Raw genomic sequence first — 24,671 nt, 5'->3', positions numbered from 1 at the left:
TGCGTCCGAAAAGGCAGGGCCTTTCGGTTGAATTCCTATGAGCGTGCGCTTTTACGCCCTGCACGGCCTATGTCAAGCGCAATCGCACCGGATAACCACCCTAAGCGGGATTGGCGTCAGACGGGCGGGGTGGCAAGCCAAAGCAGGAACGATTCTGACCCGAATTCCCACCGAGGAGCGCAATCCACAGGGCTATCTGTATCATATCCGAAGTTCCATGATCAGCCTTCGCCCGAATCGCGCCCGGACCAAGGGAAGTCCGACTTGGCCATCCGACTACCCTAGGAAGCCGCGCAAAAACCCCTGAGTTTGTCGCAATCCCTTAACCGTGGTAACTTCCCCTCAGTTCCAAGATCGAAGAAGCCACTGAACGGCTCGGTTTTCGAGGCACCAAAGACAGGCAAGCACAAATGACGGCAGCGTTTGTAGCTTGATATTTTTGGGGGACATCATGACCGAATGGACAATTCAGGGCGAAGAGCTGGCCAATTGCAACTGCAACTTCGGGTGCCCATGCCAGTTCAGCGTGTTGCCAACGCATGGAAATTGCGAGGCGGTGGTCGCGTATGACATTCAATCCGGGCACTATGGCGACACCGATCTGGCCGGGCTGCGCGCGGCAGGCGTCTATTATTGGCCGGGTCCCATCCACGAAGGCAATGGTCAGATGCAATTGATCATCGACGAAAGCGCCTCGGCGGATCAAAGGGCTGCTTTGGAAGCCATTATGAAGGGCGAAGACACCGACGAGATGGCAACCTTCTGGTATGTCTACAGCGCCATGGCGCCGACAAAACACGAAACCCTCTACCTTCCGATTGAGCTGGATTGGTCCCGCGAAGACCGCAAGGGATACGCAAAGGTTAAGGGCATCTTCGATCTTGAGGTGAACCCGATCCCTCATATCGTTTCAGGGCTACCGCATCGGGCGTCCATCCATCTGCCCAACGGGTTCGAGTATCGGCAGGCCGAGTCCGCATCCGGGACAACAAAAACGACGGGCGGGGAAATCAGCCTGACCTTCGACGCCACGCATGCGCATCTGGCTCACCTCAACATCTCTGGCCACGGCGTTATCGGCGCGTGATCCCCTGCAGATATGACACCTGAGACAAATCAACCGCACGTAGGAGCGGTCGACTATGTCCTGCGGCGCGACAGCGGAGTCGTGCTGCTTTGCGTCACCCTGATCGTGTTGGGGGCCGCGTGGTACACCATTGTCGGTATCGGCATGAACATGACCGCTGTCGAGATGACCCGCATGGCAGGGCCGATCGGTGAGCCCATGCAGATGGGCGGGCCGGTTATCTGGTCCCTGCCCTACACCATCCTGATATTCCTCATGTGGTGGGTCATGATGATCGCGATGATGACGCCCAGCGCCGCACCCACCGTGTTGTTGTACTCAGCCATCAAGCGCATGGGACCAGATAAGAAGCGCACAACATGGCTCAGTCTGGTATTTCTGAGCGGCTACCTCGTCGTCTGGGCTTTTTTCAGCGCGCTTGCCACTGGTGGGCAATGGGGGCTGGAACAGATTGGTCTATCAGACGGTCCGATGATGACGATCCGGTCCAAGGCGTTTGCAGGGTGTGTTTTGCTGGCGGCCGGTTTGTATCAGTTGTCCAGTCTAAAGTCTGCCTGCCTGCGCCACTGCCGCAGCCCGGCCCAGTTTCTGGCCGAGCACAACCGGCCCGGCGCAGGGGGCGCATTTCGCGTGGGCGCGGTGCACGGCGCGTATTGTCTGGGCTGCTGCTGGGCCCTGATGCTGCTGCTCTTTGTCGGAGGTGTCATGAATCTCTACTGGATCGTTGGTATTGCGATTTATGTGGGGCTGGAGAAGCTGCTACCGCGCGCCCGATGGCTTGGCCCTGCGACCGGTATCGCCTTGACCGCTGCAGGTCTGTGGCTGATTGGTAGCGCGGTAGCTATCGTGACTTAAAGGAGGAATACGCGCGGAGGGCCTGTAAGCCGGATCTTGTTCCGGGGTTGCCCCCTTCGATGACCATTCCTCTAGGCCGTGCATTGCTGCGCGGCTCAAGCTGCCAACCCGGTCCCTCTCGGCCAAGACGCGCTTAGCGGCGGTATCGGCTTGCGCCGACCTGCCCGCGCGGGGACCCTATTTGGCATTGCTCCCGGTGGGGCTTGCCGTGCCGCCCCTGTTGCCAGGGGCGCGGTGGGCTCTTACCCCACCGTTTCACCCTTACCTTTGACAGACGTCGCAGGCGGTCTGATTTCTGTGGCGCTTTCCGTCGGGTTGCCCCGCCCGGGCGTTACCCGGCACCGTTGTCTTGTGGAGTCCGGACTTTCCTCTCGGGTTTGCACCCCAGCGGCCATCCGGCCCTCCGCGCGTGGGCTGGGTATGCCTTGCATCGAGCCGCGTCAAGGGTTGAGAACGGGTGAAGGGGCCAGCCCCTTCTTGGCCTGCGGCCAATTCAACCCCGGGATATTTTCGGCCAGATGAAGAACGGATCAGCTTGATCCGGTTTCCCTGATCAGCGGGGTGAGGTCGTCGGGGGTCAGAGGTCCCTTGCCCCAAGGTCGATATCTCAGACGCACTGTATGTAGAAGTGTCTCGTCATCGACGCTTGCAGTGAAACCCGCCGCGCGCGCCAAGCGTTTGAATTCTTGCATTTCAGCAATCTGCGGGCGCTCACCGTCGCCTCGCGCCTGTACCAGCCCCCGATGCTCGAGGCGTTGCCAGTCAAATCGGGAACCCGGATCCAGCTTGCGACCGGGCGCCATATCAGAATGGCCGATGACGCCCTTAGGGGGGATCTTCCATCTATGCAAAAGATCGGTCAGCAGGTGCTCAAGAACCATCATCTGCGGTTCCGCAAACGGGTGATCGCCGCGATTGTCGAGTTCAATGCCGATCGATCGGGAATTGATGTCGTCCTGCCCATACCACTCACCTGCTCCGGCGTGCCAGGCGCGATCCTGTTCGCGCACCATCTGCCAGAGGTTACCGTCTGATCCAATCAGGTAATGGGCGGACACTTCGTGTTGTGGATCGCACAGGCGCTTTAACGCGTCCTGCGCGCTGTCCATTGCCGTGTAGTGCAGGACGATCAGAGACGGTTTCAAACCGCCGCGACGCGCACCAAAGTTGGGCGACGGGTGCCAGATCGGGTTGAGGTCAGTTGTTGACGGCACTGCGGAACGTGCTGGGATCCCAACCACATGCGTAGCCGTCCCCGTCCGGGTCCAGCCCTTTGCGATCACGTTGGGGGCCGCCGCTTGCAAGGAATTCGATCTGCGCCTGATCCGCCGAAGGATACCGGGCGCAATTGCGCTGCGCTTTGGCCTGCAGGTTAAACCCCGCGCGGCTGTACAGCTGGGTACCAACCGGGTTCGACGTATTCAGAGCGTATTGCACGATATTGGGCTGACCATCTGTGCCCCGTTGCGGCACGGCTGTTGGGGCAACCACTTCGTAGGTCTGGCTGTTTTGCTCGATCCGGGCTGCGTCGGATTCAATGGTGCGACGCCCGGAGACGGCCTCGAAATCCTGCTCGTCCGAAATCGCGTTATTGCTTGCGATTGGCGTCGTTGCGGGAACAGAGGTGTTGGCCAAAGCAACAGCGGTTGCAGACGCGATATCCGCGTTCTCTCCGGTTGGTGGAAGCGGCTCGCCGGGGGCGCCAAGCTGTTGTTCAGTCACGTCGACCGGTCCCAGCAGGGGGTTTCCGGTCAGCCCCTGCCCCGCCAATTCAGCCTCGCGCTGCGCCTGATATTGCGGCGTGTTGAAGCTTGTGCTCTGTATCGGGGCCACCGTATTGCAGGCGGCCACCAAGCCAAAAGCGGGAATCAGAAGCGTAAGGCGCATTCAGCTGCTCCGTTTTAAGTCGTCTTGCCTGAGCCGAGATTTACCACCATTTCCCCGGCTTGGCTACAAAACCCGCTGCGCTTTCCAGCGCGTAGGCCGTGTTCAGCAGATCGCCTTCGTCCCATGGGCGGCCGATCAGTTGAAGACCCAGCGGCAAACCCTGCGCATCCAAGCCCGCAGGCACCGAAATGCCCGGCAGACCAGCCAGGTTCACGGTCACGGTAAACACGTCGTTGAGGTACATCTGCACCGGATCGGCCTCGGTCATCTCACCCAAACCGAAGGACGCCGAGGGCGTTGCCGGGGTCAGGATCGCGTCGACACCTGCTGCAAAGACATCTTCGAAGTCTTTCTTGATCAGGGTGCGGACGCGGCGGGCACGGTTGTAATAAGCGTCGTAGAAGCCTGCCGACAGCACATAGGTGCCGACCATCACGCGGCGCTGGACCTCGTGGCCGAAGCCCTCGGCGCGGGTTTTCTCGTACATCTCGGTGATGCCATCACCCTGCGCCAGCGTCGCGCGGCGGCCATAGCGGACACCGTCATAGCGGGCGAGGTTCGAGGACGCCTCGGCCGGGGCAATCACGTAATATGCTGGCAGCGCGTATTTGGTGTGCGGCAGCGAGATATCAACGATCTCGGCGCCCGCAGCTTTCAGCATCTCGGCACCTTCGGACCAGAGCTTTTCGATCTCGGCAGGCATTCCATCCATACGGTATTCTTTCGGAATACCGATCTTCTTGCCCTTGATGTCACCGGTCAACATCGCCTCGAAGTTGGGTACGGCAAGCTCGGCGCTGGTGGAATCCTTGGGGTCGTGGCCACACATGGTTTCCAGCATGATCGCCGCGTCGCGCACGTTCTTGGTCATCGGCCCCGCCTGATCCAGCGAGGACGCAAAGGCCACGATACCCCAGCGCGAGCAGCGGCCATAGGTGGGCTTGATGCCGGTGATGCCTGTGAAGGCCGCAGGCTGACGGATCGAGCCGCCGGTATCGGTGCCGGTTGCCGCCAGACACAGGTCCGCCGCCACAGCCGAGGCAGAACCGCCCGACGACCCGCCCGGTGTCAGTTGCGCATCGTCATTGCCGCGGCGCCACGGGCTGACCGCGTTGCCGTAAACCGAAGTTTCATTGGACGAGCCCATGGCGAATTCGTCCATGTTCAGTTTGCCAAGCATAACAGCCCCGGCATCGGCCAGTTGCTGTGACACGGTGGATTCGTATTCCGGCTTGAAGCCTTCCAGAATCTTCGAGGCCGCCTGTGAAGGCACGCCCTTGGTGCAGAACAGGTCCTTGATGCCAATAGGCAGGCCACACATGGCAGGCGCGTCGCGTTCCTTGATCCGGGCGTCCGCGGCCTTGGCACGTTCCAGCGCGATCTCAGGCGTTTTATGGACAAAAGCGTTCAGCGCGTCGGCCTCGTCAATGGCCTTGAGGCAGGATTCGGTCAACTCGACCGAGGTTACGTCACCCTTGCGCAGCGCGTCGCGGGCCTCGGCCAGACCCAGTTTGTTCAGATCGCTCATGTCTTACTCCACCACTTTGGGGACTGCGAAAAAGCCCTCGCGCGCGTCGGGGGCGTTGGCCAGAACCTTGTCCTGCTGGTTTCCGTCTGTGACCACATCCTCGCGCCGTTTCAGGCGCATCGGCTCGACCGAGACCATCGGTTCGACACCTTCGACATCCACTTCGTTAAGCTGTTCGATAAACCCAAGGATGGTGTTGAACTCGGATGCCAGCGCAGGCAGCGCGTCATCCTCGACCTTGATCCGGGCCAGTTTTGCCACCTTTGCGGCAGTGCTTTGGTCAATCGACATCGGAAAACCTCATATGCGTTAGGGGGCGTTTACCTGTCTGATGCTTCGGTCGCAAGGGCACCGCTTGGCTGATCTGAGGCTAGAGCGCAGAGTTTTCCAACGTGATCATTCATTTTTGCATATCGGGTATGCGAAAAAATGAACCGTTTAGTTCACTTTTGATCTTGAAAAACTGAACTGAACTGTTCATTTCATTACCACGACACAGCCATCCCCGGAGTAAGACGATGAAAACTCTCATGACTGCCTTTGTATTGGCGACCACGGTTCTTGCCGCGCAAGCCCATGCGTTTGGGCCAACAATGGACAGCATGTTCCCGGATCTGAGCTTCCCTGATCAGGTCTCTGAACCAGTATCACAGGATAAGGCGAAGCCTGCCAGCTAACTTGCCCGCTTCGTCCGGGCCGGGTACTCCTCTCCCCGGCCCGAAAACTTATTTGCTTGCTGCACAGGACGCGGCGACCCGGTAGGGTAGCTCTGGAAAACCGGTCAGACATGACCGCAGAACCGGACGAACAACGGAGCACCCCATGAGCACGCGCAAGCAAGCCGTACTGGACGCAGTAGATGCGGCCAACGCCAAGGACCCCAATCTGGAGGATGGCCAGCCAGCCGCCCTTCTTTATGGTCAGCGCATGAGCGCTGAGCTTGAGAGGTTATTTCCGAACGCTTCGGATCCTCTGACAATCGCCGCGCGTGGTCAGCACGTTGAGCGCTGGAAACTGGCGCGCACCGAGTTCCCGGAAGGACGTGCAGGATATCTGGCCTGGCGAAAAGCGCAGGGCGTGCATCATGCCGAGATTGTCATGGGCCTAATGGAGTTGAGCGAATACGGTGCCGAAGACATCGAAGCCGCAGGTCGTATGCTTCGCAAACAGGGTATCAAGCGCGATGACGAGGTTCAGGCGCTGGAAGACGTGATCTGTTTCGTTTTCCTCAAATGGTACTTTGCCCCTTTCGCCGCCAAACATTCGGCTGATAAAATTCAAAGCATTGTCGAAAAAACAGCCCGCAAGATGTCAGCCGAAGGCCGCGCACGTGTGCTGGACGAGTTTGACCTGCCCGAAAACCTCGCTGCCGCTTTTCAAGCCTGAGACGTGCGTTTCAGGTGCCTGCGATACACTTCGATCATCCAGCCCAGCATGGTCGCGTTCAAGATGTGCCACATGAAATGCGTACCAGTTTCGAACTGAACGCAGATCGGTGCATCCAAAGCGCGGAACGTGATTGAGGCGATCAGTATCGCGGCACCACTTGCCAGCCCTGTTGCCGTCTCGGGGAACCTGCGGCGCAGCAAGGCTGCGTAGATCAGGATCAGCAGCGGAACCGGCGCATAACCCGCCGATCCGCCCAGACCGGGTACCAGTTGAAAGATCGGCACGGTTGCCGCCGCATAAGGAATAAACAGCGCCGTGGCGACCCCGGCATAAAGCGGCCGCAATTGCCAGACGTCGCGATTGATCGCGTAGATATAGACCAGAATATACAGCAGGATTGGCGCCACGTCCGCCAGTGCCGCCCAGACCTGCGCGTGGGTGTGAAACAGGTAACTGCCCACTCCGATCGCAGCCAGAATCACCACCAATGTCACTGCCAGCGGCATTCCCTGCCCGCGCACCCGCCTCCACATGATGAAAGCGGCGATGATAAATGCGACGTTTGTCACAGCGTTGATCGGCTCTGCCCAATAGTCGGGCGACAATCTCTCGCAATATCCGTCAATTTCCTGAAACCAGTCCATGAAATTTTACATAGCCGATGCTAGGTTAAAGCCAACAGTCTGTTTCGGAGGATTTTTTCATGAACATCATTTGGCTGGGCCACGGCAGTTTCCGCATCGAGACCGGAGGACAAGTGCTGCTGATCGACCCTTGGCTGACCGGCAATCCCGTCCTGTCCGAGGATCAGCACGATGCAGCGCTGGACGGCGCGACGCATATCCTTCTGACACACACGCATTTCGACCACGTGGCCGATGTGGTCTCGTTGGCCAAGCACCTCAAGGTTACGGTTGTGGGTCAATACGACCTGATGGGGTATTGGAGCGAGTCTGAAGGGATCGAGACCGTAGGCTTCAACAAAGGCGGCACGGTGAATTTGAACGGGGTGATGGTGTCGATGGTTCCAGCCTCGCACAGCTCGACCTTTTCCACACCCGACGGTCTGCGCACCGGCGGCAGCGAGGTCGGGTTCATGATCGCGGGCGATGGTCACATGCTCTATGTGTCAGGCGATACAGATATCATGGCCGACATGGACTGGATGGGGGATTATTACAAACCCGACATCGGTATCCTGTCGGCTGGCGGACATTTCACCATGGACATGAAGGGCGCGGCCTATGCCGCGAAGCGCTATTTCGATTTCAAGACGGTGATCCCCTGCCACTACAAGACTTTCCCGATCCTGGAACAGTCGGCGCGGGCACTGGTCGAGGGATTGCCGGGCGTCGATGTAATCGAGCCGGAAGTGATGCAGCCAATCAAGCTGTAGATCAATCCGTAGGCCGGGCTTCAGCCCGGCGCATCCCCCCGACGCGCCGCGAAGAACGCCTTTAAAAGCGCAGCAGCTTCCTGCCCTGCGATCCCGTCATAGACCTCAGGCACATGGTGCGCCTGCGCATGGGTGAAAACCCGCGCACCATGGGCCACGCCACCCGATTTCGGGTCAGCCGCGCCGTAGTAGATCCGCCGGATACGCGCCGCCGCCAAAGCCGCCGCACACATCGCGCAAGGCTCCAACGTGACATAGAGGTCATGGTCCGGCAGACGCTCTGACCCAGCCGCAGAACAGGCCGCGCGCAGAGCAAGGATTTCGGCATGTGCGGTCGGATCATTCAACTCGCGCGTGCGGTTGCCAGCAGTCGCCACGACATTATCGCCTGCGACGATCACGGCCCCCACCGGAACCTCGCCTCGGTCTGCCGCGGCGCGCGCCTCTTGCAGCGCGATATTCATGAATGATCTGAACACCATGTCTTTGACTGCATCAGAAACGCGTCTTTCGCAAGGCGACGGTATGCGCTATGGGCTGCGGATGAGCAAAACCCCTCCTCCCGGCGACCGGATCGCCAAAGTGCTTGCCCGCGCGGGCGTTGCCTCGCGCCGTGAAGCCGAGCGCATGATCGAAGCCGGTCGTGTGAATGTGAACGGCAAGACCATCACCAGCCCCGCCCTGAACGTCACCGGCAAGGACAGGATAACCGTAGACGGCAAACCGGTATCCGAGCCCGAACCCTCACGCCTGTGGCTCTATCACAAGCCCCCCGGTCTGGTGACGACGACGCGTGACGAAAAGGGCCGCGCGACGATTTTCGACAACCTGCCTGATGACATGCCCCGCGTCATGAGCGTCGGGCGGCTGGACCTGAATTCCGAAGGCTTGCTGCTGCTGACCAACGATGGCGGCATCAAGCGCAAGCTCGAACTGCCCTCGACCGGCTGGCTGCGCAAATACCGTGTACGGGTGAATGGCCGCCCCAAGGACGAGGATTTTGCCCCGCTGCGCAAGGGTCTGGTCATCGAGGGCGAACGGTTTTTGCCCATGGACGTCTCGCTGGACCGTCAGCAGGGCGCAAATGCATGGCTGACCATCGGATTGCGCGAAGGTAAGAACCGTGAAATTCGCCGCGCGATGGAGGATATCGGCTATGCCGTGAACCGCCTGCTGCGCGTGTCTTATGGGCCGTTCCAACTGGGCAATCTGAAACCCGGTAAAGTCGAGGAAATCCGTCGCCGCGTGATGCGCGATCAACTGGGGCTGGATGCTGATCCCGCAACCCCGGTCAAGCGCCCCGCGCGTCCGCAAAGAAAACGGGCGCCCATCGGCAAGAAACCTCGCAAGTGACGCCAGTTAAACAACCTTCCCCCTAGCTTCACTGGCCCTCTTGCCCTAGATTTTCTGCAAGGAAAGTCTTTGGGGGGCGTCATGTCCGGGACCGGAGTACAAAAACTGGCCTATGTGGTCTTACTTGTACTGCTCTTCGGTGTTTGCACCGGCGTACTTGGGGGCTTGTGAGCACATGGCCAAACGCTATGGCGGAAAATTCAGTCCTCAGGGTGACTCGTCCCAGCCAGACCAACCCCCGCGCGGTCAATTTGACCGTGCGCGCGTAGAACCTGCGGGCGCTCGTGCAAACCTGCTTTTCCTGCCTGCCGTTCCACTGGTGTTTCTGTCTCTCAACGATGGCGCGGTTGGAATGACGATCGGATTGATCGCGGCGGGCGTTCTGACTGCGGCTGCGTTCCTGCTGCGTGAAGGCTTGCGCGCCGAAGCCGCGTATAATGCGCGGCGAACAGCGCGGAGACCCGCCTTTCCCCGAAAGATTTTCGCCAGCGTTCTCACCGGTATCGGTGCAGCCTTAGCCTCTTATCGGTCCGAGTTTCTGGACGCCGCGTCTGCGTCCGAGGTCAGTTTGATCGCGCCTGTTCTGTTTGGCGGCGTGGCGACGGTTCTGCACTCGGTTTCTTTCGGGTTTGATCCGCTTTCAGACAAGGGGATGGAGGGCGTCGACACGTTTCAGCAAGACCGTGTCGCCCGTGTTGTGGAGGATGCAGAACAGCACCTGACCGAGATGACAGATGCGATAAAACGCGCGGGCGACCGAAGGATCGAAGCGCGGGTGGAACAGTTTCAGGACACGGCCCGAGACCTGTTTCGCACCGTCGAGGAAGACCCCCGCGATCTGGCCGGAGCGCGCAAGTACATGACGGTGTATCTGCAGGGCGCGCGGGACGCGACGGTCAAATTTGCAGATGTGTATGCGCGCACGCGCGACGCGCAGGCTTTGGCTGACTATTCAGCCCTTTTGGATGATCTTGAACAGAATTTCGCGGCGCGAACCCGTAAAATGCTTTTGGATGACCGCAGCGACCTGACCGTTGAAATTGACGTGCTGCGCGAAAGGTTGCAGCGCGAAGGCGTTCGGTTGGATTGACCGGCCATTTTTTGAGAAAGGATTTCACATGTCCAATGAGATCAAGAACAAGGCGGTAGAAGCAGAAACGCTGGTACAGGAAGTAACGGCCGTCGCGCTCCCCGAACCCACGACCGATGTGGTCTCGCTTGAGGACGCGGACGAACCCGTAAGCGCGGAAATCCGCAAGCGCATGGACGAGATTGACATGGGCAACACGAATTCGATCGTCGCGTTCGGGTCATCCGCCCAGGCCGAGTTGCAGGAGATCAGCCAGGCAATGCTGGCGGACGTGCGCAACAAAGACGTCGGCCCTGCCGGAGACAGCCTGCGCAATATCGTGACCACGATCCGGGGCTTTTCGGTCAGTGAGTTGGATGTGCGCCGCGAAAGAAGCTGGTGGGAGAAGCTGATCGGAAAAGCGGCCCCCTTTGCAAAGTTCACCGCGCAATACGAAGAGGTTCAGGGCCAGATCGATCGGATCACAGACGACTTGCTGGGGCATGAACACACGTTGCTCAAGGACATCAAGTCGCTGGATTTGCTGTATGAAAAGACGCTTGGGTTTTATGACGAGCTCGCGCTTTACATCGCCGCTGGCGAGGAAAAGCTGACCGAGCTGGACAGCCACGACATTCCCGAAAAGGAAGCCGAAGTTGAGGCCGCGCCCGAAGAAGAACAGGTGATGAAGGCACAGGAGTTGCGCGATATTCGCGCCGCCCGGGACGATCTGGAGCGCCGGGTCCACGACCTGAAGCTGACGCGGCAGGTGACGATGCAGTCCCTGCCCTCGATCCGATTGGTGCAGGAAAACGACAAGTCGCTGGTAACCAAGATCAACTCGACACTGGTGAACACCGTCCCACTATGGGAGACGCAATTGGCGCAGGCCGTCACCATCCAGCGCAGCGCCGAAGCAGCCGCAGCGGTTCGGGATGCAAATGACCTGACGAACGAGTTGCTGACATCGAACGCGGCCAACCTGCGGCAGTCGAACAAGATGATCCGCGAAGAAATGGAACGTGGTGTCTTTGACATCGAAGCGGTCAAACAGGCCAATGCCGATCTGATCGGGACGATTAACGAAAGCCTTGCAATTGCAGACGAAGGTAAGGCACGGCGCGCCGCCGCCGAACAGGAACTGCAAAAGATGGAGACGGAATTGCGCGACACATTGGCTGCCGCCAAAGCCCGCAAGGACGGAACTGGCGACAACGCCGGCACCGCTGTGCCGGGATAACAGAATGCGGCGACCGGGATTTCTAAAACTTCTATTGGGCTTTGTTTCACTATTGGCGCTGGCCAATTGTGACGAGACGCTGACGTCTTCCATCGTCCCCGAGTCGCGCCCGCCTGCCCCGGCGCCAGCGGCGAATGCCTATGCCCCGCCCTCCGCTGCTAGTCAGGACCTTGCGCGGTTTTATGAACGGGTTGAGCGCGATTTGCTGACGCGCGGATTGCTGCGCACGGACGGCGGTGGGCCGGATACACCGTTCGATGCAGACGACTTGGCACGAAATTTTGAGGCTATCGCTTTCTACAGCGAGTATCCCGATCATGCGGTCGCAGCTTCGTCGCGGCAGACGGATGGTCAGCTCAGTCGTTGGTCGGGGCCTGTCCGCGTACAGACGGAGTTCGGCCCCTCGGTCTTGCCGGCCACGCGCACGCAGGATGCTGCCGAGGTTGAATCCTTTACGGCTCGACTGGCAAAGCTGACCGGGCACCCGATCTCGGTTGTGAATCGCCGCGCCAATTTTCATGTCTTTTTCGCAGGCAAGGATGACAGTGCCTACGTTGTGACCCGCCTGAAAGAGCTTATCCCGAATATCAGTCAGGCCTCGCTGGAACTGGTTGCCAATCCGCGCGCAAATATCGACTGCTTCGTCTTTGCTTCAGCCACCAGTTCGTCACCTTACAAATACGTGCGTGCCGTCACCTTGATCCGAACCGAGTTGCCGGAATTGCTGCGTCGTAGCTGCATTCACGAAGAAATCGCGCAAGGTTTGGGATTGTCCAACGACAGCCCAGCGGCCCGGCCTTCCATATTCAACGACGATGACGAATTTGCGCTGTTGACCAGCCATGACGAAAAGCTGCTGACCATGCTGTACGATCCGCGCCTCGAACCCGGCGTGACGGTGGACAACGCGCGCCCGGTGGTCCGCATTATTGCACGCGAATTGATGGGCCAGCCGCTATGAGCCCCCTGAAAGGAGACCCCAAATGGGTATTTTCGATTTTCTGACCGGCGAATTTATCGACGTCATTCACTGGGTCGACGACACCCGCGACACGATGGTCTGGCGGTTCGAGCGCGAAGGCCATGCTATCAAATATGGCGCCAAGCTGACGGTTCGCGAGGGGCAGTCAGCCGTGTTCGTGCATGAAGGACAGTTGGCGGATGTGTTTACTCCGGGGCTTTACATGCTCGAAACCAACAACATGCCGATCCTGACAACCCTGCAGCATTGGGATCACGGGTTTCAGTCGCCGTTCAAGTCCGAGATTTATTTCGTCAACACCACCCGGTTCAACGACCTGAAATGGGGCACCAAGAACCCCATCATGCTGCGCGACCCCGAGTTCGGGCCGACCCGAATTCGCGCATTCGGAACCTATACGATCCGCGTCAAGGACCCCGCGAAGTTCATGGTCGAGATTGTCGGAACTGATGGCGAGTTCACCATGGATGAGATCAGCTTTCAGATCCGCAACATCATCGTGCAGGAGTTCAGCCGCGTGATCGCAGGATCGGGCATTCCGGTTCTGGACATGGCCGCCAACACCGCCGATCTGGGCAAGCTGATCGCGGCCGAGGTCTCGCCCGTACTGGACAGCTATGGGCTGGAAATGCCCGAGTTCTACATAGAGAACATCTCGCTTCCGCCTGCGGTCGAGGCAGCGCTGGACAAGCGTACTTCGATGGGGTTGGCGGGCGATCTGGGCAAGTTCACACAATACTCGGCGGCCGAGGCGATGACGGCGGCTGCCAACAATCCCGGTCAAGGCGGCGGTATGGGCGCCGGGCTTGGAATGGGCATGGGAATGGCGATGGCCCAGCAGATGTCGAACATGGCAGCGGGTCAGCCGGGCGGCCCGTGGGGAAGCCCCGCCCCCGCTGCCCCGCAACCGTCGGCGCAAGCCGCACCGCCGCCACCGCCACCCGTCGAGCATGTCTGGCATATCGCCGTGGATGGGCAGACCAGCGGGCCATTTTCCAAGGCTAAAATGGGGCGCATGGCCGCCGAGGGTGAAATCACACGCGACACTCACGTCTGGACGGCGGGGCAGGACGGATGGAAAAAGGCGGGTGATGTTCAGGAACTGGCGCAGTTGTTCACCATCTTGCCGCCGCCACCTCCGGGTGCCTGATTGGTTCCGCGTTTGTCAGAGATGAACGAGGGGGCGGCATGACCGAGGAACATCGTTTTCCCTGCGATCAATGCGGTGCGGATTATCGGTTCAACCCCGGTGACGGCACCCTGACCTGCGATCATTGCGGGCATTCCGAGAGCATCGCCGCCGGTCCTTGGGGCGGTGCAAGCCTGAAAGAGCTGGATTTCAACGCCGCCCTGTCCGAAAGCCTGCCCGAAGGTGAAATCGAAGAAACACGCGTTCTGACCTGCCCCAACTGTGCAGCCCAAGTCGAGTTTGACCCGGACACCCATGCAGCCGAATGTCCGTTCTGCGCCACGCCCGTAGTCACCGGCACCGGTGTCAGCCGACATATCAAGCCACGCGGCGTTCTGCCCTTTGCGCTGGACGAGCGTTCTGCGCACAAAGCTATGGGGGACTGGCTTGGCCGATTGTGGTTCGCGCCCAATGGCCTAAAGGACTATGCCCGCAAAGGGCGCAAGATGCAGGGCATTTATGTACCCTACTGGACGTTCGACGCGGATACGCAATCCTCTTACCGGGGTGAGCGTGGGACGGTCTATTACGAAACCCGCACAATGATGCGTGACGGAAAACGGGTGCAACAGCAAGTCGCCAAGGTCCGCTGGTCCCCGAAATCGGGTCGGGTCGCGCGCTTTTTCGATGACGTTCTGGTGCTGGCCTCTCGGTCCCTGCCCAAAAGCTATACGGATGCGTTGGAACCGTGGGACCTGCCTGCGCTGGAGCCCTATCAGCCCGAATATCTGGCAGGCTTTCGCGCCGAGGCCTACACGGTTGAACTGCAGGACGGATACACCGAGGCACGCGGACATATGGCCCGAGTGATTGAACGCGATGTCCGGTTCGATATCGGTGGGGATCGTCAACGTATTCACTCGGTGGATACGGACGTGCGCGATGTGACGTTCAAGCATATTTTGCTGCCGGTCTGGATGGCCGCCTACAAATACCGGGGCCAGACCTATCGGTTTGTTGTCAACGGACGTACCGGACGCGTTCAGGGTGAGCGTCCATGGTCGGCGATCAAGATTACGATCGCGGTTGTTGCCGGCCTGCTGGTCGCGGCAGGCGTTGGGTATCTGATCGCGACCGGACAACAATAACCAAGCGTTCGGAAACAAGACAGGTTTCGCCGTTTAATCGCTTGAACATCCTCAAGCCACACGCCATCCTCGCCCCGTCGACGCCGATGGGGAGGCCTGTGTGACGTTATCGGACCTGAACACGCTATTGGCTGAGCGCCACTCCTGTCGGGCATTCCGACCCGATCCGGTTCCCCGGGAACACATCGAACACATCCTGACCAGCGCGGGACGCGTGCCCAGTTGGTGCAATGCGCAACCCTGGAAAGTTGTGATCACCAGCGGCTCGGAAACCGAGCGTTTTCGCGAAGCCCTGCAAGAGGAGGCAACGTCTAGCTCACCTGCGCCTGACCTGCCCTTCCCTACGTCCTATTCGGGCGTTTACAGGGATCGCCGCCGAGAATGCGGGTGGGCCCTTTATCAAGCCGTCGGAGTCGAACGAGGCGACCGCGTGGCGTCGGCACGACAAATGATGGAGAACTTCTCGTTATTTGGCGCGCCGCACTGCGCGATCCTGTCCAGCCCGGCTGAACTTGGATCTTACGGGGCGATGGATTGCGGCGGTTTCGTCACTGCGTTTACGCTTGCGGCTCAGGCCCTTGGCGTGGCCACCATTCCGCAAGCTGCAGTGGCAAGTTATGGCTCGTTCCTGCACCGCTATTTTAGCATCCCCCAAGACCGCCTGATCCTGTGCGCGATATCCTTTGGCTATGCCGACAAGGACCACCCCGCCAACGGCTTCCGCACGGACCGCGCCAGCCCGGACGCTTTTGTCGACTGGCTCGGCTAAGAACATATTGGAGAAACGGATTGCGCGCAGTATTACAACGGGTCTCTCACGCCAAGGTTTCGGTGGATGGCGAGGTGATCGGGCGAACTGGTCCCGGCCTCATGGTACTTGTGTGTGCTATGCAGGGGGATGATGAGGCTTCCGCACAGCGGCTTGCAACCAAAATCTCCAAGCTACGGATATTCAAAGATGATGCAGGCAAGATGAACCGGTCCGTTCTGGACATTGGCGGCTCTGCCCTTGTGATCAGCCAATTCACGCTGGCCGCTGACACGTCGCGCGGAAATCGCCCCGGATTTTCAGAAGCGGCCTCTCCCGATCTTGGCAAACGCCTGTACGAAGTGTTCGCTGAGCAGTTGGGGGCGATAGATGTGCCAACGGAAACAGGGCAGTTCGGGGCGGATATGGCAGTAGAACTGGTCAATGATGGCCCCGTTACGATTTGGGTAGAAAGCTGATGGATCAGAAACAACGTGCAATTCGCATCTGGCAAGCCGGTGTGGATGCAGTCGGCGGACATGCGGCAACCTCGGCAGTCTTGGACAGCATTGCGCCACCCGATCAAATTCTGGCCGTTGGCAAACCTGCCGCAGCCATGGCGCGGGCCGCGCTGGAACACTTTGGGCCGAAACCGACATTGGTTGTCACTAAAGATGATCACGGACGAGACCTGCCCGATCATGTCACTGTCATCGAAGCCGCGCACCCCGTGCCGGACTCTCGCAGCCTTGACGGGGGCCGCGCCCTGCGCGAGGCCGTTGAAGCCATGGGGCCTGCCTCGCATTTGCTGCTGTTGGTGTCAGGTGGTGCATCCTCACTCGCCGAAGACCTGATACCCGGTAAAACGCAGGCTGACTTGGAACAACTGAACCAAAAGCTGCTATCCGAAGGGCTGGACATAACGGCCATGAACGCCGAGCGCCGCAAGCTGTCGCGCATCAAGGGCGGAGGGCTGCTCTCGCATTTCCACGGCGATAAGGTGACTGTGCTGGCGGTATCTGACGTGCCCGGCGACGATCTGAATGTCATCGGGTCGGGTATTGGCGCATTGCCCGACGCGCCCAAATTTCAGGCCGCGACCCAGATCGTGGCCTCCAACGCCATTGCCCGGGCTGCTGCGGTTGCTGCCGCAAAATCAGAAGGCTGCGAGGTGCATGCGAATGAAGAATGTCTGCACGCTGATTATCTGAAGGTCGCAAAGCAGTTGGGACAACGTCTGCGCGACATGCCGAAGGGCGTCATGGTCTTTGGCGGAGAGCCAACGGTGGTTTTGCCCGATAATCCGGGGCGCGGTGGCCGCAATCAGGCGCTGGCGCTGGCCTTGGCCAAAGAGGTTGCGGGCATCCCGGACCTAACAGTGGTGGTCGGCGGCACCGATGGAACCGATGGCCCGACTCAGGCGGCGGGGGCCGTGATTGATGGGTCCACCTGGAATCCAGCAGCGGAAGACGCGCTGAAAAACGCCGATAGCGGCAGCTATCTGGATCAGGTGGGGGCCTTGCTGGTTACGGGGCCGACCGGGACAAACGTGATGGACCTGCTTGTCGCAATCCGTACGTGATTTGACGATTTTCAGATGACCGGAAAAAACAAAGACCCTGAGACTGAGACTATGACGCCCAATCCCAACGCGCTGCAGGAAATTCAGGATCTGCCGGATGTCGGCATCCGCATGCCGGACGGCTGCCGCCTTTCGGCACGTATCTGGATGCCGGAGACTGCTGCCAACACCCCCGTTCCCGCCATTCTGGAGTTTTTACCGTATCGCAAGCGCGACGGAACCGCGACTCGCGACGCTCTGACCCATCCCTGGTTTGCCAAGCGCGGCTACGCGTGCGTTCGTGTCGATATGCGCGGGAATGGCGACAGCGAAGGGCTGATGGAGGATGAATACACCCAGCAGGAACTGGACGATGCTGTCGCAACGATAGAGTGGTTGGCCCAGCAACCCTGGTGCTCGGGCAATGTCGGCATGATGGGTATCAGCTGGGGCGGCTTCAACGCGTTGCAGGTCGCGGCCATGCAGCCCGAAGCACTGAAGGCCATCATCACGCTCTGCTCCACCGCCGATCGCTATGCGGATGACATCCACTATAAGGGCGGGTGCCTGCTGAACGAAAACCTCGGATGGGGCGCAACAATGTGGTCCTATTCCTCGCGCGCGCCCGATCCTGCCTTGCGTCCGAATTGGCGTGAACTGTGGCTGGACCGGCTTGAGAATGAACCGTTCCTGCCTTCGGTCTGGCTCCGCCATCAGACGCGGGATGCGTATTGGCAGCATGGCTCGGTTTGCGAGGATTTCAGCGCGATCCGGGCTGCAACATTGGCCGTCGGGGGCTGGGGCGACGCATATAAAAACACGGTTCCCTTGCTGGTTGAGCAGTTGGAGGCCCCAGCCAAAGGCATCGTTGGGCCATGGGTCCACAAATATCCGCATTTCGCGGTGCCCGAACCCCGGATCGGGTTTCTGCAAGAGGCGTTGCGCTGGTGGGATCACTGGCTTAAAGGGGCGGATACCGGGGTTGAGAACGACCCGGATTTCCGCGCGTATCTGATGGATGGGGTTCGCCCGCAACGCTGGTACAACGACCGTCCCGGACGCTGGATCGCCGAGAATGAAGGCGCGACATCCCATTTGCCGACGCAGGATTGGCACCTGACCAATTCCGGGTTGGGTGAGGCCGGACCTCTGGACGTCAAAGTCAGGTCTCCTCAGACATGCGGTATGGAAAGCGGCGAGTATTGCGCCATCTGGCTGGGTCCGGACATGCCGGGTGATCAGCGCACTGACGACGCCCTGTCTGCCTGTTTTGACAGCAACCCGCTGGACGAGGATCTGGATATCGTCGGTGCGCCCCGCATTCGTCTGCGGATCAGCGCCGACCGTCCTCAGGCGCAGGTTGCCATACGTCTGAACCACCTGCACCCGGACGGGGCGTCGACACGCGTCACCTATGGCGTCTTGAACCTGTCCCATCGCGACAGCCACGCCCAGCCTACCCCGTTGTCACCCGGCGTCGCGTACGACGTCACGCTGGATTTGGATCACATCGCCTATCGGATTCCGAAAGGTCACCGCCTGCGCGTTGCTGTTTCAAGTGCCTACTGGCCCTTGATCTGGCCCTCGCCGGAACCGGTCGAGCTGCACCTGTCTCAGGGTGAAATCTCAATCCCTGTTCGTCCGACCGAAACAGACGAGCATGTATTCCCGCCAGCCGAATCCGAGGTGCCACGCGATGCCACCATCCTTCGAGAAGCCCGGAATTCCAGACGTGTCGAAACGGATATGAACACCGGTGAAACCCGTCTGATCATCGAAGATGACTTTGGCCTGACCACTGACAATCACCATGGCCTGACAAATGGCGGAACCGCCTACGAATGCTGGTCGATCCACCCGGATGACCCCCTCTCCGCCAAGGGGTATTGCCTTTGGACACAGGAATTGCAGCGGGACGGTATCGAATTGCGCACCGAAACATCCTGTCAAATGTGGTCAGATCGCACTAGTTTTTTCCTGCGGGCGAAACTGACCGCCTATGAGGGAGAGACCAAGGTGTTTTCTAAGGAACTGGAGGGTACCATACCACGCAACCAGATGTGATTTTCGGGCTGCAAAGGTTAGACATTAATCCTTGCTCAAAAGACCGAATTACGCCTAACTTGACTCACGCGTCAATAAAAAGCCCACCAAGGGCCAAAAATCCAACCAATTGGGAGATCATTGGATGAACGAACAACTCACTCACATGACCAAAGAGGTCACAGCGGGCAAGCTGACCCGTCGCGAATTCATGGGGAAAGCCGCGGCCTTGGGTGTATCGGCAGCAATGGCCAGCACAATGTTCGCGGACGCTGCACGCGCGGCAGGCCCGAAAAAAGGCGGTGACCTGAAATTCGGTCTGCAAGGCGGCGAGTCGACCAACTCGCTTGACCCGGCAACCTATGCAAGCTCGGTTCCGTTCCAAAACGGTAAGCAATTCGGTGACCAACTGGTCGAAGTTGCGCCTGATGGCTCGATCGAACCGCGCCTTGCTGAAAGCGTTGAGGGCAGCGCCGACGCCAAGGTCTGGACCTTCAAACTGCGTCAGGGCGTGGAATTCCACAACGGCAAAACCATGACCAGCGAAGACGTGCTGAAGACCATGGAGCGCCATTCGAACGAAGACTCCAAGTCCGGTGCTTTGGGCATCATGAAGGGCATCGAGTCGATGAAGGCCGATGGCGACAACTTCCAAGTCACGCTGACCGAGCCGAACGCCGACCTTCCTTACCTTATGGCCGATTACCACCTGATCGTTCAGCCCGATGGCGGCATGGACAACCCCGGCGCGGGTATCGGGACCGGCCCCTACCAGTTGGAAGTCGATGAGCCCGGCGTGCGCCACGTGTTCAAGAAGTTCGCCAACCACTGGAACCCGGATTTCGGCAATTTCGACAGTGTCGAAGTGGTCGTCATCAACGATGCAACGGCCCGTACCGCCGCGCTGCAATCTGGTCAGGTTCACGCGATCAACCGCGTCGAGCCCAAGGTCGCAGACCTGCTGGGTCGTGCGCCCAACCTGACCGTACATTCGACCGCTGGTCGCGGGCACTATGTGTTCATCATGCACTGCGACACCGCACCATTCGATCAGAACGAACTGCGCCTGGCGCTGAAGCACGCAATCAACCGTCAGGAACTGGTGGACAAAGTTCTGCGTGGCTATGGCACCATCGGGAATGACATGCCGATCAACGCGGCCTATCCGCTGTTCGACGGGTCGATCCCGCAGCGTGAATTCAGCCTCGAAAAAGCGGCCGAACACTACAAGAAATCCGGTCACGACGGCTCGCCGATCATCCTGCGTGTTGCAGATGGCGCATTCCCCGGTGCTGTGGATGCGGCGGCGCTGTTCCAGCAGACGGCAGCGCAGGCTGGCATCCCGCTGGAAATCAAGCGCGAACCCAATGACGGCTACTGGTCCGAGGTCTGGAACGTACAGCCCTTCTGCGCCTCTTACTGGGGTGGCCGTCCGGTGCAGGATCAGATGTATTCGACCGCCTATCTGTCCAGCGCAGACTGGAATGACACGCGCTTCAAGGTTCCGGCCTTTGACGAGATGCTGTTCCAGGCCCGTGCAGAGCTGGACAACGACAAGCGTAAAGACATCTACAGCCAGATGGGTCAAATGGTCCGCGACGAAGGCGGCTTGATCTGCCCGATGTTCAACGACTTTGTCGAAGGCGTCAGCAACCAGCTTGCCGGGTGGGAGTCCGATCCGACCCAAGAGATGATGAACGGCAACGTGTCTCGTAAACTGTGGTTCGCCTGATACGGGTCACGGATTTATGCATCCTATATTGAAACTGGTTTCCCAGCGCCTGGCGCTGGGACTCCTTTTGCTGCTCGGCGCTTCGGCCCTGATTTTTGGCATGACCGAAGCCCTTCCCGGAGACGCCGCGCAAGCCGTCCTGGGGCAGTCCGCAACCCCAGAAGCCCTTGCCAACCTGCGCGAAGAGATGGGCCTGAATCGCCCTGCGCTGACCCGCTATTTCGAATGGCTGGGGGGCCTTGTTCAAGGTGATCTGGGACAATCCCTGACCAACAAGCTCGACATTGCCGAATCTGTCGGCGGCCGTCTGAGCAATACCCTGTTTCTTGCATTTTGGGCGGCGGTTATTTCCGTCCCGCTTGCGATCTTTCTCGGCCTGCTGGCCGTGCGCTACCGTAACCGCTGGCCTGACAAGCTGATCTCGGCGGTCACGCTGACCACGATCTCAATCCCCGAGTTTCTGATCGGCTACGTTCTGGTCTATTTCGTCGCTGTGAAGCTGGGCATGTTCTCACCGCTTGCGATGATCAATGACAGCATGACACTTGGCCAAAAGCTGAACTCGATCGCCCTGCCCGTCATCGTTCTGACGCTTGTGGTCCTTGCGCATATGATGCGCATGACCCGCGCCGCGATCCTGAACGTGATGCAGTCGGCCTATGTCGAGACGGCTGAACTGAAAGGTCTGACCAACTTCAAGATCATCTATCGCCACGCGCTGCCCAACGCGGTCGCGCCGATTGTCAACGTGGTGATGCTGAACCTGGCCTATCTGGTTGTCGGCGTCGTCGTGGTCGAAGTGGTATTCGTCTATCCCGGCATGGGGCAGTATCTGGTGGACCACGTGACCAAGCGTGATGTTCCGGTGGTTCTGGCCTGCGGCGTGATCTTTGCCGCGATCTATATCGGTTTGAACATGGTTGCCGACATCGTTGCCATTCTTGCCAACCCAAGGCTGAGGCATCCGAAATGAAGAACATCCCAATCTCTGCAATGATCGGGCTGGCCTTCACAGCCCTCTACTTCATCATCGCGCTGCTCGCACCCCTGCTGGCCCCTTACGGAATGGCTGAGGTCGTGGGCGACGTGTGGGAGCCGTCGAGTTCACAGTTCTGGCTGGGCACCGACAATATCGGACGCGATCTTCTCAGCCGTATGATCTATGGCGGGCGGACGACGATCTTTATCGCAACGGCTGCGACGATCCTCAGCTTTGTGACCGGCTCGATCCTTGGGTTTCTGGCTGCTGTGCTGGGCGGTTGGGCCGATCAGGTCATGTCGCGGACCGTCGATCTGATCATGTCGATCCCGACGCTGATCAGCGCGCTGGTCGTTCTGGCCATGGTTCCCGTGACCATCCCGGTTCTGATCCTTGTTATGGGTCTGCTGGATTCGACCCGTGTTTACCGTCTGGCCCGTGCGGTCGCGGTGGATATCGCCGTGATGGACTATGTCGAAGCCGCCAAGCTGCGCGGCGAAGGCCAGTCATGGATCATCTTCCGTGAAATCCTGCCAAACGCCCTGTCACCGCTGGTGGCGGAACTGGGCTTGCGCTTCATCTTTGCGGTTCTCTTCGTATCCACCCTGTCGTTCCTTGGCTTGGGCGTACAACCGCCGCTGGCCGATTGGGGCGGGATCGTGAAAGAAAACAAGGACGGTATCGTCTATGGCATCGGCGCGGCACTGTACCCGGCTGTGGCCATCGCAACGCTGGCGATCTCGGTCAACCTCGTGGCTGACTGGGTCCTGAACCGCACCACATCGCTGAAAGGAGGCCGGGGATGAGTGATACCCTTCTCAAGGTCCGCGACCTCAAGATCGGCGCGACCGTCTATCCGCCGGGTGAGAAACCCCATGACATCGAGATCGTGCACGGGGTCAGCTTTGACCTCGAACGCGGCAAGGTGCTGGGACTGATCGGTGAATCCGGCGCCGGTAAATCCACCATCGGCCTTGCTTCGATGGCATATGGTCGAGGTGGAGTTGAGATCACCGGAGGCGAGGTTTGGGTCAACGGGCGCGACATCCTGAAGACCTCATATGGCGATATCCGCAAGCTGCGCGGGGGTGAGGTCACGTATGTGTCTCAATCCGCAGCAGCGTCCTTCAACCCCGCCAAGAAGATCATGGATCAGGTAGTTGAAGCTGCGGTGGAACAGAAAAAGTTCAGCCGCAAAGAGGCCGAAAAACGCGCGCGGGAATTGTTTGCCAAGCTGGGCCTGCCCGACCCCGACAATATCGGTGAGCGGTATCCACACCAGGTGTCTGGCGGTCAGCTACAGCGCTGTATGACTGCGCTGGCGCTGTGTCCCGAACCCGATCTGGTGGTGTTTGATGAGCCCACAACGGCGCTGGACGTAACCACCCAGATCGACGTTCTGATGGCCATCAAAGAGGCCATCGCAGACACCGGCGTCGCCGCGCTTTACATCACGCACGACCTCGCGGTCGTGGCGCAGGTGAGCGACGACATCATGGTTCTACGCATGGGCAACACGATCGAATACGGCAACACCGATCAGATCATTAACAACCCGCAGGAAGAGTATACCAAGGCTCTGGTCTCGGTCCGCTCGATCGAACATGAAGAGAAACAGCCGACACCGGAACCGGTGCTGAGCGTTGACGGGATCACCGCACGCTACAAGGGGCTGAATTTTGACGTGCTGCACAACGTCAACGTCGAGCTTCATCCGGGGCAGACACTGGCGGTTGTGGGCGAATCCGGTTCAGGCAAATCCACGCTAGCGCGGGTGATTACCGGCCTGCTTCCGCCCCGTGATGGTGAGATCACCTTTGCCGGACGCAAGCTGTCGGCTGATCTCAAGGGCCGCACCCGCGAGGACCTGCGCGAATTGCAGATGATCTACCAGATGGCGGACGTTGCGATGAACCCGCGTCAGACCGTTGGCACCATCATCGGCCGCCCGTTGGAGTTCTACTTCAACATGCGTGGCGCGGAAAAGCGTAAGCGGATCATCGAATTGCTGGATGAGATCGAGTTGGGCGAGAAGTTCATCGACCGCTATCCGGCAGAACTGTCGGGCGGGCAAAAACAGCGTGTCTGTATCGCGCGGTCTCTGGCGGCCAAGCCCAAGATGATCATCTGTGATGAGGTTACTTCGGCGCTGGACCCGCTGGTGGCGGATGGCATCCTGAAACTGCTGCTGGACCTGCAAAAGATCGAGGATGTGGCCTATCTGTTCATCACCCACGATCTGGCGACAGTCCGTGCGATCAGCGACAGTATCGCGGTGATGTATCAGGGCCGCGTTGTACGCTACGGCCCCAAGTCTCAGGTGCTGAGCCCGCCGTTCGACGATTATACCGACCTTCTTCTCAGCTCGGTCCCCGAGATGCATCTGGGCTGGTTGGAAGAGGTTGTCGCCCACCGCAAGATGGAGAGCGCGGGGAACTGATCGAACGCAAAACAACCACAAAATCCCGGCGCTTGTCACAAACAGGTGTCGGGATTTTGCTATTTGGGGCGGGAACAAGCTGCCCCTGCCCTGCGAATCTCGTAG

At 59.4% G+C, this 24,671-nt stretch carries 25 protein-coding genes and 1 other RNA gene; 19 read left to right on the top strand and 7 right to left on the bottom strand.

Annotated elements, in window-relative coordinates:
• Positions 1–451: 451 nt before the first annotated feature.
• Positions 452–1,087 carry a DUF1326 domain-containing protein gene (locus tag ACR0MS_RS10750; RefSeq protein WP_480572370.1) on the top strand — a complete coding sequence of 212 codons (636 nt, stop codon included), beginning with the start codon at positions 452–454 and terminating at the stop codon, positions 1,085–1,087.
• A 12-nt stretch (positions 1,088–1,099) separates the two neighbouring features.
• Entirely contained in the window at positions 1,100–1,942 is an 843-nt protein-coding gene (locus ACR0MS_RS10745; RefSeq protein WP_480572374.1) for a DUF2182 domain-containing protein, read from the top strand.
• A gap of 9 nt (positions 1,943–1,951) precedes the next feature.
• Here ACR0MS_RS10745 and rnpB read toward each other — a convergent pair.
• From rnpB to gatC, 5 genes are all read right to left on the bottom strand, one after another.
• An RNA gene (gene rnpB / locus ACR0MS_RS10740) (RNase P RNA component class A) lies at positions 1,952–2,349 on the bottom strand.
• Between the two features lie 123 nt (positions 2,350–2,472).
• Positions 2,473–3,156 carry an N-acetylmuramoyl-L-alanine amidase gene (locus ACR0MS_RS10735; protein ID WP_480572377.1) on the bottom strand — a complete coding sequence of 228 codons (684 nt, stop codon included), beginning with the start codon at positions 3,154–3,156 and terminating at the stop codon, positions 2,473–2,475.
• Positions 3,140–3,829, bottom strand: a complete 690-nt coding sequence (locus tag ACR0MS_RS10730) for a hypothetical protein (protein WP_480572380.1) — start codon at positions 3,827–3,829, stop codon at positions 3,140–3,142. The genes ACR0MS_RS10735 and ACR0MS_RS10730 overlap by 17 nt, the downstream gene beginning before the upstream one ends.
• 40 nt (positions 3,830–3,869) lie before the next feature.
• Positions 3,870–5,357 (bottom strand): Asp-tRNA(Asn)/Glu-tRNA(Gln) amidotransferase subunit GatA, encoded by a 1,488-nt coding sequence (gene gatA, locus ACR0MS_RS10725; RefSeq protein WP_480572383.1) that lies wholly within the window; start codon positions 5,355–5,357, stop codon positions 3,870–3,872.
• Between the two features lie 3 nt (positions 5,358–5,360).
• Positions 5,361–5,648, bottom strand: a complete 288-nt coding sequence (gene gatC, locus ACR0MS_RS10720; protein ID WP_170325838.1) for an Asp-tRNA(Asn)/Glu-tRNA(Gln) amidotransferase subunit GatC — start codon at positions 5,646–5,648, stop codon at positions 5,361–5,363.
• A 227-nt stretch (positions 5,649–5,875) separates the two neighbouring features.
• On the opposite strand from gatC, the gene ACR0MS_RS10715 reads away from it, so the two are divergent.
• On the top strand, positions 5,876–6,034 hold the full coding sequence (locus ACR0MS_RS10715) for a hypothetical protein (protein ID WP_171120441.1): 159 nt from the start codon (positions 5,876–5,878) through the stop codon (positions 6,032–6,034).
• Between the two features lie 145 nt (positions 6,035–6,179).
• The gene (locus ACR0MS_RS10710; protein WP_480572386.1) at positions 6,180–6,743 is read left to right on the top strand and encodes a DUF4202 domain-containing protein; all 564 of its coding nucleotides are present in this window, start codon (positions 6,180–6,182) and stop codon (positions 6,741–6,743) included.
• On the opposite strand, the gene ACR0MS_RS10705 is transcribed toward ACR0MS_RS10710, so the two are convergent.
• A complete protein-coding gene (locus ACR0MS_RS10705; RefSeq protein WP_480572389.1) occupies positions 6,734–7,390 on the bottom strand; it encodes a ceramidase domain-containing protein in 657 nt (218 codons plus the stop codon). The genes ACR0MS_RS10710 and ACR0MS_RS10705 overlap by 10 nt on opposite strands.
• 59 nt (positions 7,391–7,449) lie before the next feature.
• On the opposite strand from ACR0MS_RS10705, the gene ACR0MS_RS10700 reads away from it, so the two are divergent.
• Entirely contained in the window at positions 7,450–8,142 is a 693-nt protein-coding gene (locus tag ACR0MS_RS10700) for a metal-dependent hydrolase (protein WP_480572392.1), read from the top strand.
• Positions 8,143–8,162: 20 nt separating this feature from the next.
• Here the strand turns inward: ACR0MS_RS10700 and ACR0MS_RS10695 are convergent, their stop codons facing one another.
• Positions 8,163–8,624 carry a nucleoside deaminase gene (locus tag ACR0MS_RS10695; RefSeq protein ID WP_480572395.1) on the bottom strand — a complete coding sequence of 154 codons (462 nt, stop codon included), beginning with the start codon at positions 8,622–8,624 and terminating at the stop codon, positions 8,163–8,165.
• Between ACR0MS_RS10695 and ACR0MS_RS10690 the strand changes: the two genes are divergently transcribed.
• From ACR0MS_RS10690 to ACR0MS_RS10625, 14 genes are all read left to right on the top strand, one after another.
• A complete protein-coding gene (locus ACR0MS_RS10690; RefSeq protein ID WP_480572398.1) occupies positions 8,605–9,495 on the top strand; it encodes a pseudouridine synthase in 891 nt (296 codons plus the stop codon). The genes ACR0MS_RS10695 and ACR0MS_RS10690 overlap by 20 nt on opposite strands.
• 175 nt (positions 9,496–9,670) lie before the next feature.
• The gene (locus tag ACR0MS_RS10685; protein ID WP_480572401.1) at positions 9,671–10,585 is read left to right on the top strand and encodes a 5-bromo-4-chloroindolyl phosphate hydrolysis family protein; all 915 of its coding nucleotides are present in this window, start codon (positions 9,671–9,673) and stop codon (positions 10,583–10,585) included.
• A 28-nt stretch (positions 10,586–10,613) separates the two neighbouring features.
• Positions 10,614–11,804 carry a toxic anion resistance protein gene (locus ACR0MS_RS10680; RefSeq protein WP_480572404.1) on the top strand — a complete coding sequence of 397 codons (1,191 nt, stop codon included), beginning with the start codon at positions 10,614–10,616 and terminating at the stop codon, positions 11,802–11,804.
• Between the two features lie 4 nt (positions 11,805–11,808).
• Entirely contained in the window at positions 11,809–12,765 is a 957-nt protein-coding gene (locus ACR0MS_RS10675; protein ID WP_480572407.1) for a DUF2927 domain-containing protein, read from the top strand.
• A gap of 22 nt (positions 12,766–12,787) precedes the next feature.
• Positions 12,788–13,936, top strand: coding sequence for an SPFH domain-containing protein (locus ACR0MS_RS10670; RefSeq protein WP_480572410.1), 1,149 nt, complete (start codon positions 12,788–12,790; stop codon positions 13,934–13,936).
• 38 nt (positions 13,937–13,974) lie between these two features.
• Complete coding sequence (locus tag ACR0MS_RS10665) at positions 13,975–15,063, top strand: TFIIB-type zinc finger domain-containing protein (RefSeq protein ID WP_480572413.1); 1,089 nt, start codon at positions 13,975–13,977, stop codon at positions 15,061–15,063.
• A gap of 100 nt (positions 15,064–15,163) precedes the next feature.
• Positions 15,164–15,832, top strand: coding sequence for a nitroreductase (locus ACR0MS_RS10660; RefSeq protein ID WP_480572415.1), 669 nt, complete (start codon positions 15,164–15,166; stop codon positions 15,830–15,832).
• Positions 15,833–15,852: 20 nt separating this feature from the next.
• Positions 15,853–16,290 carry a D-aminoacyl-tRNA deacylase gene (gene dtd / locus ACR0MS_RS10655; RefSeq protein ID WP_480572417.1) on the top strand — a complete coding sequence of 146 codons (438 nt, stop codon included), beginning with the start codon at positions 15,853–15,855 and terminating at the stop codon, positions 16,288–16,290.
• Positions 16,290–17,393, top strand: coding sequence for a glycerate kinase type-2 family protein (locus ACR0MS_RS10650; RefSeq protein WP_480572419.1), 1,104 nt, complete (start codon positions 16,290–16,292; stop codon positions 17,391–17,393). Before dtd ends, ACR0MS_RS10650 begins: the two co-directional genes overlap by 1 nt.
• Positions 17,394–17,444: 51 nt before the next feature.
• Positions 17,445–19,436 (top strand): CocE/NonD family hydrolase, encoded by a 1,992-nt coding sequence (locus ACR0MS_RS10645; RefSeq protein ID WP_480572699.1) that lies wholly within the window; start codon positions 17,445–17,447, stop codon positions 19,434–19,436.
• A 124-nt stretch (positions 19,437–19,560) separates the two neighbouring features.
• Positions 19,561–21,147: an ABC transporter substrate-binding protein gene (locus tag ACR0MS_RS10640; protein WP_480572421.1), complete on the top strand. Its 1,587-nt coding sequence runs from the start codon at positions 19,561–19,563 to the stop codon at positions 21,145–21,147.
• A 16-nt stretch (positions 21,148–21,163) separates the two neighbouring features.
• A complete protein-coding gene (locus ACR0MS_RS10635; RefSeq protein WP_480572424.1) occupies positions 21,164–22,120 on the top strand; it encodes an ABC transporter permease in 957 nt (318 codons plus the stop codon).
• Positions 22,117–22,932 (top strand): ABC transporter permease, encoded by an 816-nt coding sequence (locus ACR0MS_RS10630; protein WP_171120411.1) that lies wholly within the window; start codon positions 22,117–22,119, stop codon positions 22,930–22,932. The genes ACR0MS_RS10635 and ACR0MS_RS10630 overlap by 4 nt, the downstream gene beginning before the upstream one ends.
• On the top strand, positions 22,929–24,566 hold the full coding sequence (locus tag ACR0MS_RS10625; RefSeq protein WP_480572427.1) for an ABC transporter ATP-binding protein: 1,638 nt from the start codon (positions 22,929–22,931) through the stop codon (positions 24,564–24,566). Before ACR0MS_RS10630 ends, ACR0MS_RS10625 begins: the two co-directional genes overlap by 4 nt.
• Positions 24,567–24,671: the final 105 nt, after the last annotated feature.

The sequence above is a fragment of the Ruegeria sp. CJ2 genome, assembly GCF_056536745.1.
Note: the sequence above shows the minus strand (reverse complement) of the source record. Positions and strands in the feature narration are given on the sequence as shown.

Excerpts from the sequence above, each read along its gene's own strand:
- ACR0MS_RS10745 (WP_480572374.1), top strand. The coding sequence starts at position 1,100 with ATGACACCTGAGACAAATCAACCGCACGTAGGAGCGGTCGACTATGTC.
- gatA (WP_480572383.1), bottom strand. The coding sequence starts at position 5,357 with ATGAGCGATCTGAACAAACTGGGTCTGGCCGAGGCCCGCGACGCGCTG.
- ACR0MS_RS10715 (WP_171120441.1), top strand. The coding sequence starts at position 5,876 with ATGAAAACTCTCATGACTGCCTTTGTATTGGCGACCACGGTTCTTGCC.
- ACR0MS_RS10630 (WP_171120411.1), top strand. The coding sequence starts at position 22,117 with ATGAAGAACATCCCAATCTCTGCAATGATCGGGCTGGCCTTCACAGCC.
- ACR0MS_RS10670 (WP_480572410.1), top strand. The coding sequence starts at position 12,788 with ATGGGTATTTTCGATTTTCTGACCGGCGAATTTATCGACGTCATTCAC.
- gatC (WP_170325838.1), bottom strand. The coding sequence starts at position 5,648 with ATGTCGATTGACCAAAGCACTGCCGCAAAGGTGGCAAAACTGGCCCGG.
- ACR0MS_RS10705 (WP_480572389.1), bottom strand. The coding sequence starts at position 7,390 with ATGGACTGGTTTCAGGAAATTGACGGATATTGCGAGAGATTGTCGCCC.
- ACR0MS_RS10685 (WP_480572401.1), top strand. The coding sequence starts at position 9,671 with ATGGCCAAACGCTATGGCGGAAAATTCAGTCCTCAGGGTGACTCGTCC.
- ACR0MS_RS10690 (WP_480572398.1), top strand. The coding sequence starts at position 8,605 with ATGAATGATCTGAACACCATGTCTTTGACTGCATCAGAAACGCGTCTT.
- ACR0MS_RS10730 (WP_480572380.1), bottom strand. The coding sequence starts at position 3,829 with ATGCGCCTTACGCTTCTGATTCCCGCTTTTGGCTTGGTGGCCGCCTGC.
- ACR0MS_RS10645 (WP_480572699.1), top strand. The coding sequence starts at position 17,445 with ATGACGCCCAATCCCAACGCGCTGCAGGAAATTCAGGATCTGCCGGAT.
- ACR0MS_RS10750 (WP_480572370.1), top strand. The coding sequence starts at position 452 with ATGACCGAATGGACAATTCAGGGCGAAGAGCTGGCCAATTGCAACTGC.
- ACR0MS_RS10675 (WP_480572407.1), top strand. The coding sequence starts at position 11,809 with ATGCGGCGACCGGGATTTCTAAAACTTCTATTGGGCTTTGTTTCACTA.
- ACR0MS_RS10625 (WP_480572427.1), top strand. The coding sequence starts at position 22,929 with ATGAGTGATACCCTTCTCAAGGTCCGCGACCTCAAGATCGGCGCGACC.
- ACR0MS_RS10635 (WP_480572424.1), top strand. The coding sequence starts at position 21,164 with ATGCATCCTATATTGAAACTGGTTTCCCAGCGCCTGGCGCTGGGACTC.
- ACR0MS_RS10695 (WP_480572395.1), bottom strand. The coding sequence starts at position 8,624 with ATGGTGTTCAGATCATTCATGAATATCGCGCTGCAAGAGGCGCGCGCC.
- ACR0MS_RS10665 (WP_480572413.1), top strand. The coding sequence starts at position 13,975 with ATGACCGAGGAACATCGTTTTCCCTGCGATCAATGCGGTGCGGATTAT.
- ACR0MS_RS10680 (WP_480572404.1), top strand. The coding sequence starts at position 10,614 with ATGTCCAATGAGATCAAGAACAAGGCGGTAGAAGCAGAAACGCTGGTA.
- ACR0MS_RS10650 (WP_480572419.1), top strand. The coding sequence starts at position 16,290 with ATGGATCAGAAACAACGTGCAATTCGCATCTGGCAAGCCGGTGTGGAT.
- ACR0MS_RS10700 (WP_480572392.1), top strand. The coding sequence starts at position 7,450 with ATGAACATCATTTGGCTGGGCCACGGCAGTTTCCGCATCGAGACCGGA.
- ACR0MS_RS10640 (WP_480572421.1), top strand. The coding sequence starts at position 19,561 with ATGAACGAACAACTCACTCACATGACCAAAGAGGTCACAGCGGGCAAG.
- ACR0MS_RS10710 (WP_480572386.1), top strand. The coding sequence starts at position 6,180 with ATGAGCACGCGCAAGCAAGCCGTACTGGACGCAGTAGATGCGGCCAAC.